The sequence below is a fragment of the Rhodococcus sp. FW305-130 genome (genome assembly GCF_058788335.1).
Window position 1 is genome coordinate 339,457 of the sequence record NZ_JBYTAP010000008.1, and the last position, 12,061, is coordinate 351,517.

Sequence of the window (12,061 nt, forward strand, 5' to 3'; positions counted from 1 at the left end):
GTGGGGGTGGGCGCAACGAAGGGGGAGCCATGTTTTTGTTTTTTTTTCTAGGCGTGGGGGGGAAAAAGACCCCCACAGCACTATTTCTTGGCTTTCGACAAAATCTGCATCAACTGAAGTAGTGATGAGAACTTCGCGAATACCGAGCGCGAGACCACCGGACCGAAAGCCGCGGTGTCGGTTGCATCGAACGCGTCGAGCAGATCGCGGAAGCTTTCGACCTGTTTGGCCATCGCGTCGAGATCGACGTGCGTGGCGGCGTCGGCATCACGCAGAGCTAGTAGGTACTGCGGCGCCGTCACCAAAGCGACTGCCGGGATCTTCCGCTCGAACAGTGGTTCACCCTCGCCGAAATGAATGACCGGTCCTGGCGCCACGATTCGGCGATCGCCTGCCCCGATGTCGCGCCACAGCGGTGCAACGATGTCGTGTACTTCTCGGCTCGTCGCGTAGAGCAGTTCCGGTTCCGGAGTGGTCACCAACGCATAGCTGCCGGTCGAGGTGTCCTCGGTATCACCCAGCGCGCCGAGGTGTTCGATCGCGATCCCGGCTACTGCGCGCGCCTGACCGGCTTCGCCCTTCCACATCTCGGGGTGCGCTTCGAGCCAGGTGGAGGTTGCCTGTCCGTGCTTGGACACCGCTGGAATTCGCAGGTGGCCAGTCGTCAGCACAAAAACGTACGACCGTCGATGCGGCTGCGCGACGGCGTGCCGCGCCAAGGCCAACATTCCCAGATGCCCGTTCTCCTCGACGCCGTTGGTTCCGTCGCTGTGAGTGATGAGCAGAATCGTCTCTTCCGGTGATGTCCCCGGGGATACCGCCCACACCGTGTCGGTCCGGGTGTCCGGATGCAGAGTTGCATCCAGAACCAGAGTCGCCCGCTGACCGGAACGAGCTGCAGCGACAACCTTCCTGCCCTCGTCGCCGGCCACCCAGACGGCGGGGATGTCGTGGTAAGGCTGCGTGAACGGAAGATATTGTCCCAGCGCGTTGTCCGGAGCAATGTCACGCCACACCGCGATCACGCCGAGCACTCCGGCCTTGCGAGCCTTGTCGAGTTTCGGGCCCAGAAGAGTTGCGGAGAGAACCGGATTTCGAAGAGTCTCGGCGGTGGCGATCGGACCCCACTCGCTGACCAGGAGCTTGCGGGGAAGATCGACGTGCGGGACCTCGATCACCGCGATCGCGCCCTTGGCCGCGGACCATTTGGGGCGTCGCGCGCTGACGAAGACCAGGGGAGCGGAGATTCCCTGTGGTCCGGTCAATCCCGAGTAGGGGAATGCGGACGAAACCTTGATCGGTCCCGTCGGCAATTCGATGCGAAGCCCCTCAGATGTGTCCGGTAGATCCCAGCGTTCGAAAGTGTGTGAATCACGCCGGACTTCGAGGCCCAGTTCGGTCAGTTCGTTCGCGACTTCTTCCACCACAGCGTGGTGTGAAGGTGATCCTGTCAATCGTGGCCCCAGCGCGTCGAGTCGCTGTTGGCCGGCAAGGAGGAGATCGCGATCGACGGCCTGGCCGTGATTCATGGGATTGCCTTTCGTACTACGCGACGTCTGCTCTGGTGAGGCGCCTGCCCGTGTCGTGTCCACGGTACCGAGCGGTCTGAAAAGGAGACGGAGAGCGCGCCGGATATGCCGTTTTCGCAGATATACCGGGTGCCAATGGGCCGATCGGTCCGTACCGTATGACCTTGGCACCGAAAGACTCCGTGTTCTTCGGACAGACCAGTCCACGGCGAGAGAGGCCTACGTTGGCTACGTATCTTTACAGGTTGGGGAAGTTCGCTTTCCGCCACAAGTATCTCGTGGTGGCCGCGTGGATTATCGTGATCGCGGTGGTGGGGGGCGCTATCAGCGCCACAAATCCGACGTTCTCCAAAGAATTCAATCTTCCGGGCACGGATTCACAGCGTGCGACCGAGTTGATGAACGAGAACTTTGCAGCGGCAGCGGAGCAGCAAACTCAGGCGTCGACCAGCATTCTCATCGCGGCAGACGACGGGCTTGCCGCGCACAGCGATCAGATCGACCAGTTGATCGCACAGGCGAAGACGTTGCCGGACATCGTCGATCCCGAGAAGATCGTCAATCCGGTCACTCTCGCGGAGGCCAATCCGGCGGTAGCGTCCGCCGTTCTCGGCGACAACGGCAAGGTCGGGCTGATCCAGCTCAATCAGTCGATTCGCATCGAGGATCAGACGCAGGCGAACAAGACGGCGTTGCTCGATTTGATGGCAAAATTCCGCACTGGTGGCCTGCAAGTCGAAGGCACCGGTTCGATGATGCAGGTGCAGGCCGCGGGCGGTCTGTCGGAGATGCTCGGCTTCGCGGTGGCGTTCATCGTGATGATCGTGGCGTTCGGCGCACTCATCGCGGCGTTCATCCCGTTGTTCACTGCAATTCTTGGAATTGCGCTGGCCACTCTGACGGTCACACTCGGCTCGGGCTTCTTCGACATCAACGAAGGTGTCACGGGAATCGTCACGATGATCGGCATCGCAGTCTCGATCGACTATGCGTTGTTCATCGTCTCGCGCTACCGCAGTGAGCTCAATCTGGGCGGAACCAGGGAAGCTGCTGCCGGACGCGCAGTAGGTACAGCCGGTTCGTCGGTCGTATTCGCGGGCCTGACAGTTGTGGTTGCGCTGGCAGCCCTGGCGGTGGTCGGGGTCCCGATGATCACGCAGATGGGAATCTCGGCAGCGGTTGCCGTCATCATCGCCGTGCTCGGCGCAATCACGTTGATCCCGGCAGTTCTGGGCATCTTCGGTCGGTTCGCGTTCTCGCCTCGTATTCCCGGGCTTCGCCACGGTGACGAGCCCGAGACGATGGAATCCAACGGACATCGCTGGGCCAAGATAGTCACCAAGTACCCGTGGCCGATCGCGGGTGCTGCTCTGGTCCTCCTGGTGATCGCGGCTATTCCGATGACGAAGCTCGAACTCGGACTCTCGTTCACTCAAGACGAAGAGCGACCGGCACTGGCCCTCCTGCAACGAGGATTCGGTGAAGGCGTCAACGGCGAATTGTTCGTCGTGCTCGACGCGCCCGACGGCACCGACATCACCGCGATTGCCGAAGGCACTGTCGCGCACATCAAGGGCCTCGACAACGTCGCAACGCCGGATCAGTTGATGTGGGTCGGAAACGGACCGGACGCGGCAAACCCGATGGCGGGCGCAAACTCTGCGCTCATCGCGGTCACCCCGCAGATGTCTCCGAGCGGCCCCGAAACCCACGAGCTGATGAATCAGATCCGGGACTACGGATCGACGGTGAAGTCGGAAGGCGCAGAACTCGGTGTAGCGGGTCAAACCGCGATCGTTGCAGACATGTCGTCGAAGCTCAGTTCCGCGCTCATCCCGTATCTCATCGTGGTTGTGGGGCTGGCGTTCATCATCATGATGGTCGTCTTCCGCTCGATCTTGGTGCCGCTGACCGCAACTCTCGGATTCCTGTTTTCCGTCTGTGCGACCTTCGGCGCCACGGTTGCCATTTTCCAGTTGGGCGACTTCGGGCTGATCGAGCACACACAACCCATCATCTCGTTCCTGCCGATCTTCATGATCGGTGTGGTCTTCGGGTTGGCGATGGACTATCAAGTGTTCCTCGTGACGCGAATGCGCGAGGAATACGTGCACGGATTGTCGGCCAAGGACGCCATCATCTCCGGCTACACCCATGGTGCTCGCGTGGTCGCATCGGCGGCCATCATCATGATCTCCGTGTTCGGCGCATTCATGCTGTCCTCGGAGACGACAAGCAAGATGATGGGCTTCGGTCTCGCGGCGGCAGTCTTCTTCGACGCCTTCATCATCCGCATGATCGTGATCCCTGCGGTCATGTCGATCCTCGGTGATTCGGCGTGGAAGTTGCCCGCGTGGCTCGACAAGATCCTGCCGAACGTCGACATCGAGGGTGAAGCGATTCGGCGGATTCCGATCGAGCAGGATCCGGATTCCGATCCAGACCCGAATCAGGTGCCTGTGAGGGTTTAAGCACTCAGGTCGTCAGGACGGGGTGCCGGTTGCACAGCAACTGGCACCCCGTTCTTCTGTCTTCATGCGGCGCCCGCGCGATAGGAAACCATCCGGTTGGTAACAGAAATCGCTGTGATCGCGACAGGACTTCCAGAGGCGACGCGCATCGGGAGCGAGCCGTGACAGTGACTGCGAGGGTACGTGTCGAAGGAGCAAACCGATTCGAAGCGGGCCGAGAAGTGGACCTTCGCGCTGACGGTCGTCTCCCTGATCGCCGGTGGGACAGTGGTTGCCGGGCTGGTGGATCGGTGGAGCAGCTCGCCGTCCGATGACATCTCTGTAGCTGCGTCATCTTCGATCACCATGACGTCTACACCGGACGAGATTCCGGCGGAGGACGTGCCTGAATTCTCGTACGTCACGCCGAGCGCGGTGTACCCGACAATGATTCCGGGTTGTGCGAGTGTCGAAGCGCCAGAGGAGGAGACGTTCTTCTCCTACATTCTGGACGGTTCTGACACGTACGACGATCCGCGTTTTCCGTGGTTCTCGAGCGCCAAGGCAGCCGCGATGTCCGACGCGGTCAAACAGGCGCTCCCGAAAGATGTCGAGCTGAAGTTCGCCAGTCCGGGTAATTCGCTGCAGTTCGGGCCGATCTCTGCACCTTCGAACACAGATGGGCTGCCCGAGGGATTCTCGCTCGAGGAGTTGGCGTCCACCACTGCGTCCGGGACGCTGATTCGGGACGGGAAGATCGGCGCGCTCAGCCTGATGCTGCACTCGAGTTCTGATCCGATCCCATCGTGTGTTGCGGGGTCGCTCGTCGAACGTCGGGTGCTGGCCGACCAGTCTGTGATGGATCTGCAGGATACGTGGAGCGAAACCAATGGTGGTACGCACCCTTAGTCGGTCGGCGATGTTGTACGGCGCCGACGGGACCCGTATTCAGGCGTATCTCAACGACACGAACAACGACGGAGGTCCGGACGCCGAGAGTTCCGGCGTGGTGCCACTGACGCTCGACGAACTTGTAACCCTTGTCGAAATGCCACAGCTGCGAATCACCACGCCAGTTCCCCCGGGTACGGCACCGCTTTCGCCCGGGTGCCACGGGATCCCTCGAGACTCTAGCGACGTGGCCGAACTCGATCGCGCGACGATCGAACGTCTCAACGCCGTACTCGAGATCAGATGGCGTGCTGTACCTCCGGGTTTTCCGATTCTTGATGCCGGACCGGGCGCTCTGACGGTCGCGGAGAATGACAGGTCCACCGCATGTCAGAGATTTCTCACTCGGACGGGAGAGAACGAGTCGACGCTCAACATGACAATTACCGGCGGACAACCACTCCCCGCGGAGCCCAACAAATACGACCCCTCCTACTACGGGCACCCCTTGGAGTTCGTGACGCGACCGGATGGATCCGTGATCGAGCGAGACGAACGGGATTACTCGACCGTACCCATGACAAATGACGGCTCGAAAGCAGAATCGACGCAGGAAACGAGCAGGTCGGTGGTCGTCACCCGTCCGAATGGGACCCAAGTCTCGGTTTCGTCGTCGGCTGCGATCCCGAACGTGCCGATGACGTTCGAGCAGTTGGAGTTTCTCGCGACGACCGAAGGCTTGGAGATTCGATGACCACCAGATTCTCCCCGAAATCGCGCCTTCGGATCGCGGCCGCCGCAGCCGTAGTCACCGTCACTGCCGCCATCGCCACGGTGGTCACGTCGACGAGTTCCGAACCGACAGCGATCTCGTCGCCGCTATGGAGCGTCGAGGCCTCCGAGATTCTCGGGCGCGAGTTCGCGATATTTCGGAGCCCACTTGTTGGCACCGAATTCAACATGGACATGGGCGGATTCATCGACGCCGGATCACTCGTGGTCACGATGATCGGTATGCCGGATCGTCAGGCGTATTCGTTGGACGACGCAGAATTGGTCGGATTGGACGCCGAAGATGGCACAGTTCGTTGGCGCACGTCGGCGGTCGACATCGGTGGTTGCTCCGAGACTCTGCTCGGCAGTTCGGTGCTGTGTTTCTCCGGGCCGTACGTATCCGGTGGTTCGTACTCACTTTTCGATATCGAGACAGGAGAGCGTCGAGACATCAAGACGCCGTGGGCACCGATCATCGCGGTTGTCTCGGGTGACACGGTCCTCGCGCTCGAGGGTGATATCGAGAGCAACGACGTTCGCGTGCACAGCGGAACCGTCGACGATCCGGAAGCGAACTGGTCCAAAGCGTTCGACGTCGGTGGATCGTGGGAAGCCGGATACGTCGATCCGGTGATGTCGGTGCACGGCGATCTGGGTGTGATCGCTCTCGACGAGTCTCTGGGATTCGATCTGAAGACCGGCGAACAGCGGTGGGTACACGGTTACTCCACCTGTTCGACCGCGCATACATCGTCGGACGGGGTGACATTGGTGTCGGATGGCGGTTGCGAAGGCAATGGCCGTCCGACAAGTGAGTACGCGCTCGATCAGAACGGGCGCGAGTTCGCCAGGACGGACGAACTGCCCTCGGAGTCCTCGTACTACGGCGGGCGATACAGCCGAGATAATCCCGCAGGAGGATCGACTCCGATCATTCTGGGACACAGCGGTTTCGACCGGACTTCCGGCGAGAAATTGTGGTCCAACAGTGAACTCTTCGACACCGCACAGTCGTTGGCGGTGATCGGCAACGTGGTTGCCGTGACCCGTTCCGGTTCCGAGACCGAGGTCCAGTTCGTGGACCTCTTCACCGGTGAGGTCCTGTGGCGATCGAACGCCGAGCGCGCCGGGGCGGTTGTCTGGCACGGCGATGTCGTTATCGACGAGGGAAACGTCTACGGAACGGATGTCCTTACGGGCCAACGTAGTTGGGAGGTTCGGGTGGATCAGGACGGGGACGACGAGTTCACCCCCTGGGCGATGCCGCGGGAGCTGTGGGCGGGGGACAAGGTGCTGTTGCGTTCCAGTGAAGACCGCATCACGGCGTTGAAGGTGTCGTGAGATCCGGTGTGGTGCATGTCCGTTAATACACTCGGATAAGCGCTCGGTACTCGGCGGTCAGCGGCCCGCACGGTCATCGATGAGCGGGTTTCGGTGTACCTCGTGGAGGACGCGGCGGACTTTTGTGCGCATCAGCAACGAGGGGTCTCTGCTGCACTGTCACTTCGCACCTGTAGTGAATAGCGAGGCTGGATTGGCTACTGGTTGACCGGCATGATTCGTCCTTGCGATTTGCCGAACAAGCGTCTGAACTCAAAACGCTCCTGCTCGAAATTGTATGCACGGTATATCGGCCATGCCAAGGCGTGGACAACTGTGTCCAGCCGGATCAGGAACTTGAAGCGCCAATTCATGACGTTGTGGAGTCGAAGGACCGATTCAGAAGCGCGGTTGTACTTCGAGTATTCGCGCGGAGGTGTTTCTCCCCGCCTCCCCGATGTTTCGACGCGCATGGAGTCGCACTGTCCGATTGTCAACCCGATCTTCTGGAGACATATCGAGAGATCCATGTCTTCGTGAATGTCAGTGCGCTCGCTCAAATTCTTCCGCACTTCTAGCCACGCTGATCTTTTCACGGCCATGTTCGCTCCGGTAGCAGCTAGCACTCGGCGATCATGATTGAACTTTCCACGTCGAATTTGTCGGTCAAGTACGAACCGGTGGACGCGCGAGAAAGGGGATTCGAAGAGGTATGTGACGCCCGCAACGGCGCAGTGGGTGGAGTTGGGGCCGAGGAATTCGCAAATCGCGGCCGCCCATCCGGTCTGGACCCGGGTGTCGGCGTCGATTCGGCCGACCAGTTCACAAGAAGACGCGTCAAAACCCGCATTTCGGGCATGCACAACACCTTGGCGTGACTCGAAGATATATCGAACTTTTTCGTGTGACCCTGCGTAGCGTTCTATTATCGAGGCAGTTCGGTCGGTGGAGTTGTTGTCGACTATCAAGATTTCGTCGATTGTGTCACCTTGCGCGAGCAGACGGTCAATGCAGTCCGCGATTCCTGCCTCTTCGTTAAACACAGGTACAACGACCGACAATTTATTTCGGTGAGGATTCTCAGTCGATTGCTTTGGGGACGTCACAATCGTTCCTGAGGTTTACGGTTTGGGCGAATCTTCACAAAATAACGGTATCAATCAATTTTTCACCTTCAAAATCGTGGCACTCGGGTAGGTACGCCATGCCGAAACGGCCGCATGGCTACTGGTGTACGATTTGTTCTTTTTGTTGAGATTCTTGTTTGTAAAATTGCAGGTAGCGGGATATCTGATCGATAAGAGGGCTGTGGCGGCGCCGGCTGTCGGTCGATGTGTGGGCCGTCGTTCGAGTGCCAGAACTTATGCCGTATCTCACGCCTTCCATACCGTGGTGGATGACTTGATGAGACGGACTGCCCGACTGTTTGGCCTCGGCGTAGGTTTACTGCGAGATTCAGATCGAACTATGCCGAACGGCCTTCCCGTGCGGATCGACTTCCCCGAGCGATGGAACGTCTTCGCCCCCGTGTACTCGGCGCATGAGCTCGTCGTCGAGTTGCCAACCGCCGTCGGTAAGGTGTTCAAGATTCCACTGATCAATGGCGCAACGCGACGGGTGATCGACGAAGAGGTTGTCGACCTCGCCCTCGCGGCCGAATTGTCGTCGATGGTGACCGGGCATCGGTATACCTCGACCAGTTGTCGGCGAACGATCGTGTGGATCAGCTACGAGACCGTATTCTGCACTATCACTTCGAATCTGCGGTGATTATCGAAATCGATGGGCTACTGGTGAACCGGCATGATTCGACCCTGCGATCTGCCAAACAAGCGCCTGAACTCCAGGCGCTCCTGCTCGAAGTTGTAGAGGCGGTAAACGGGCCACACGAGCGCGTGGAGCATCGAGTCGCCCCAGATTGTCAGTTTGAGGCGCCAATTCATGATGTTGTGAAGGTGCAAAACCGATTCGGATGCCTGGTTGTACTTCAGGTACTCCAACGGAGGGGTTTCACCGCGTCGACCGGACGTTTCTGCTCGCATGTCGGCGATCTGACCGATCGTCATCCCTTCCTTCCGAAGGCACAGTGAAAGGTCGATATCTTCGTGGATGTCCGGCCGGTCGCTGACTCGCTCGCGGACGGCCAGCCATGCGCTTTTTCTGATCGCCATGTTTGCTCCGGCGACAGCAAGTACTTGACGTTCGCAATCGAACTTTCCCTGCTTGACCTGACGGTCCAGTGCGAAACGGTGGATTCGGGCAAACGGCGATTCGAAGAGATAGGTGAGTCCGGCGACCGCTGAATGCGCAGTGCTGCGCTGGAAGAAACCTTTGACCGCACGGGCCCATCCCGGTTGGACCCGCGTGTCTGCGTCGATCCGACCGATGATGTTGCCGGTCGAGGCGTCGAAGCCGGCGTTCCGCGCATGAACGACGCCTTGCCGGGCCTCGAAGACATATCTCACTCGGTCGTGCTTCTCGGCGAACTTGTGAATGATCGATGCGGTGCTGTCCGTCGAGTTGTTGTCGACGACCAGAATCTCGTCGATTTCGGACTGGATCAGTAAGCGCTCGATGCAGTTCGAAAGGGAGTTTTCTTCGTTGAATACTGGAACAACGACGGAGAGTCGATTAGTGGACAAGTGTTCAATTTCTTGCATGGACTCGGTCACTTGGCTCCTTTGCTGGGCAATTAGTCCAGTCCTTCGCAAAGGTTACGATAGCAATGGGTGTCCGTTTCGGCAATTTGGAGTGGTGAGATTTCGGTCATTTCTGCAAATGCCCACTCCGTCGAGGCGTCGACATAAGTGCAGCTAGATGCGCGTTTCTGTGTTCGGAAGAATGGTTTCCGCAATGTTTGATTCTTTGCTCACTCGAGTCTGTTTGTCGGCTGAACAGTGGACTTTAGTCCTTCTATTTGCGGCAAACATAATGCTGGCAGTTCGCTGATCTTCGGATCTGAACAATGGCAACCGCGTAGCAATATTGAGATAGTGGAGGATGCTTTCCCTGGTGCCGAGTTAGCCCAGCGCACGTGGAATATCTGTGAATTCACCAGTTCTTAGTCGGCAAGCTCGCCACCCCCTGCAAATATTTGCGTTCGGGCGTGCTGGTCTGAGTATTCCGGTGAAGTACGTCCCCGCGAACCTTCAGCACCGATTCCGACGTGCAGCCGGTGGTCACCATCTCCTCAACGGGGCACGGCGCCCTCGGTTTCGGGTGCCGGAACAGTTTTCCCGGTGATCGGATCGACTTCCTCGAGCGGTGGAACGTCTTCTCCGTCGAGCACTCGGCGCATGCGCTCCTTGTCGAGCTGCCCCTCCCAATTTGCGACCACGAAGGTAGCGACACAGTTCCCAAGCAGGTTCACCGAGACTCGCATCGAGTCCATGATTCGATCGGCGCCCAGCAGGAGGGCGACTGCGGCAACTGGAATTGCGCCGTGACCGATCGCGGCCACGGTGGCGGACAGTGCCAGGAATGACGATCCCGGCACGCCGGCCATTCCCTTGGACGTGAGCATCAGTATCAGGACGGCAGTGATCTGTTCACCGAGTGTCAGGTCCACGCCGAGTGCCTGAGCCAGAAACAGCATGCAGATCGACAGGTACAGCGTGGCGCCGTCGAGATTGAACGAGTAGCCGGTAGGCACCACCAATCCTGTTGTAGTGCGCGAGCATCCGGCGTTGGTGAGCTTGACCATGATTCGGGGCAGAACTACTTCGGTCGACGCCGTTCCCAACGCGAGGAAGAGTTCGTCCTTGATGTACTTGACGAACTTCCACAGGTTCACGCCCGCGAAGTACCTGACTATCGCGGCCAGGATGAGGATGAACAGGACGGCGGCGAGATAGCATGCGGCGATCAGCTTTCCGTAACTTCCGAGCGAAGCGATCCCGTACTGGCCGACGATGTACGCCATCGCGCCCAAAGCGCCCAACGGCGCCAGTCTCATGATCCAGCCGATGATCGTGAAGAACAGATGACTCAGACGATCGACTAGTTCGAACACGATCGGTGGTCCACTCTCGCCTGCCTTGGCCAAGGCGAGCCCGAACAGTACGGCGAAGAAGAGGACTTGGAGGAGTGCGTTCTCGGCGAAGGCCGAAACTATCGACACCGGAATGATATTGAGCAGGAATTCGACGGTGTGTGGTAGTTCGCCACTTCCGGTCTTGGCGGCCACGGCGTCCGCACCGTTCGCCAGCGTCTCCGGATCGATGTTGAATCCCGCTCCTGGTTTCATCAGGTTGCCGATGAGTAGTCCGAACAGCAGCGCGAAAGTGGTGACGACCTCGAAGTAGATGAGAGCCTTGACGCCGATACGCCCCACGGCCTTCAGATCCCCGACGTGAGCAATCCCGATCACGACCGTGCAGAAGATGATCGGCGCGATCAGCATTTTGATCAGCTTGATGAAGCCGTCGGCGAGGGGCTTGAGATTCGCGCCGAATTCCGGCCACAACCAGCCGATGAGAACGCCGATGACGATAGCGGCGATCAATTGCACGAACAGTGATCGGTACCAGGGCGGCTTGTTGGCGAGTCGCGCGAGCTCGCTGTTCGGCAGTTTTACGGAAGTTGGCATGGATGGGAACGGTAGGTCTGCTTGATTGCGAAAAAATAACTCGCGAATGTCGTGGATGTAACACGTCGAGGTTGCATCTCGGACAACAATTCGGTCAACAAGCGACAGTTGTGTGTGACTGTGGTTATTGTTTCCCTGAGCGGTGATCTTCCGTCCGCGTGCATGCACGACGTGTGAGAGGGGCTGTCATGGGGCAAATTATTGGAACCATCATTTTCGGCGCAGTCATCGGAATCCTGGCTCGTCTCGTACTGCCAGGTAAGCAGCAGTACGGCATGATCATCACCGTCGTCCTGGGTGTCGCCGGAGCGCTTATCGGGTACTGGGTCTGGGGAGCGATCTCGGACGAGGGCGACACGGGTGGAATCGACTGGATCCGCTGGATCATCAGCATCGCCGCGGCGGCCGTGCTCTCGATCGGCTACAGCGCCGTCACTGGCAAGAAATAGCAAGCCAACGCAATTCGCGAAGTGGGGGGGGGGGGGGGGGGGGGGGGGGGGGGGGGGGGA

10 protein-coding genes are annotated in these 12,061 nt (G+C 59.2%); 6 read left to right on the plus strand and 4 right to left on the minus strand.

The window, feature by feature from the left end; translation table 11 throughout:
• Positions 1–80: 80 nt before the first annotated feature.
• Positions 81–1,529 (minus strand): zinc-binding metallopeptidase family protein, encoded by a 1,449-nt coding sequence (locus tag AC3WQS_RS25250; RefSeq protein ID WP_021343534.1) that lies wholly within the window; start codon positions 1,527–1,529, stop codon positions 81–83.
• Positions 1,530–1,753: 224 nt separating this feature from the next.
• On the opposite strand from AC3WQS_RS25250, the gene AC3WQS_RS25255 reads away from it, so the two are divergent.
• The 4 genes from AC3WQS_RS25255 to AC3WQS_RS25270 all read left to right on the plus strand — a co-directional run bounded on the left by AC3WQS_RS25255 (position 1,754) and on the right by AC3WQS_RS25270 (position 6,985).
• Positions 1,754–4,000 (plus strand): MMPL family transporter, encoded by a 2,247-nt coding sequence (locus tag AC3WQS_RS25255; protein ID WP_182263019.1) that lies wholly within the window; start codon positions 1,754–1,756, stop codon positions 3,998–4,000.
• A gap of 183 nt (positions 4,001–4,183) precedes the next feature.
• Complete coding sequence (locus AC3WQS_RS25260) at positions 4,184–4,888, plus strand: hypothetical protein (RefSeq protein WP_492712448.1); 705 nt, start codon at positions 4,184–4,186, stop codon at positions 4,886–4,888.
• Between the two features lie 229 nt (positions 4,889–5,117).
• Positions 5,118–5,624, plus strand: a complete 507-nt coding sequence (locus tag AC3WQS_RS25265) for a hypothetical protein (protein WP_492741569.1) — start codon at positions 5,118–5,120, stop codon at positions 5,622–5,624.
• The gene (locus tag AC3WQS_RS25270) at positions 5,621–6,985 is read left to right on the plus strand and encodes an outer membrane protein assembly factor BamB family protein (protein WP_492712450.1); all 1,365 of its coding nucleotides are present in this window, start codon (positions 5,621–5,623) and stop codon (positions 6,983–6,985) included. The genes AC3WQS_RS25265 and AC3WQS_RS25270 overlap by 4 nt, the downstream gene beginning before the upstream one ends.
• A gap of 197 nt (positions 6,986–7,182) precedes the next feature.
• Here AC3WQS_RS25270 and AC3WQS_RS25275 read toward each other — a convergent pair whose 3' ends face one another.
• A complete protein-coding gene (locus tag AC3WQS_RS25275) occupies positions 7,183–8,070 on the minus strand; it encodes a glycosyltransferase family 2 protein (protein ID WP_133728515.1) in 888 nt (295 codons plus the stop codon).
• Positions 8,071–8,431: 361 nt separating this feature from the next.
• On the opposite strand from AC3WQS_RS25275, the gene AC3WQS_RS25280 reads away from it, so the two are divergent.
• Positions 8,432–8,734, plus strand: coding sequence for a hypothetical protein (locus tag AC3WQS_RS25280; protein WP_047889529.1), 303 nt, complete (start codon positions 8,432–8,434; stop codon positions 8,732–8,734).
• Between the two features lie 17 nt (positions 8,735–8,751).
• Here the strand turns inward: AC3WQS_RS25280 and AC3WQS_RS25285 are convergent, their stop codons facing one another.
• Both AC3WQS_RS25285 and dctA read right to left on the minus strand, forming a co-directional pair.
• A complete protein-coding gene (locus tag AC3WQS_RS25285; RefSeq protein ID WP_492712451.1) occupies positions 8,752–9,606 on the minus strand; it encodes a glycosyltransferase family 2 protein in 855 nt (284 codons plus the stop codon).
• A gap of 548 nt (positions 9,607–10,154) precedes the next feature.
• Positions 10,155–11,552, minus strand: a complete 1,398-nt coding sequence (gene dctA, locus AC3WQS_RS25290; RefSeq protein ID WP_492712452.1) for a C4-dicarboxylate transporter DctA — start codon at positions 11,550–11,552, stop codon at positions 10,155–10,157.
• 188 nt (positions 11,553–11,740) lie between these two features.
• Here dctA and AC3WQS_RS25295 point away from each other — a divergent pair, with 188 nt between their 5' ends.
• Entirely contained in the window at positions 11,741–12,001 is a 261-nt protein-coding gene (locus AC3WQS_RS25295; RefSeq protein ID WP_019744228.1) for a GlsB/YeaQ/YmgE family stress response membrane protein, read from the plus strand.
• Positions 12,002–12,061 lie beyond the last annotated feature (60 nt).

Coding starts and splice junctions, on each gene's coding strand:
- AC3WQS_RS25250 (WP_021343534.1), bottom strand. CDS start 1,529: ATGAATCACGGCCAGGCCGTCGATCGCGATCTCCTCCTTGCCGGCCAA.
- AC3WQS_RS25270 (WP_492712450.1), top strand. CDS start 5,621: ATGACCACCAGATTCTCCCCGAAATCGCGCCTTCGGATCGCGGCCGCC.
- AC3WQS_RS25280 (WP_047889529.1), top strand. CDS start 8,432: ATGCCGAACGGCCTTCCCGTGCGGATCGACTTCCCCGAGCGATGGAAC.
- dctA (WP_492712452.1), bottom strand. CDS start 11,552: ATGCCAACTTCCGTAAAACTGCCGAACAGCGAGCTCGCGCGACTCGCC.
- AC3WQS_RS25295 (WP_019744228.1), top strand. CDS start 11,741: ATGGGGCAAATTATTGGAACCATCATTTTCGGCGCAGTCATCGGAATC.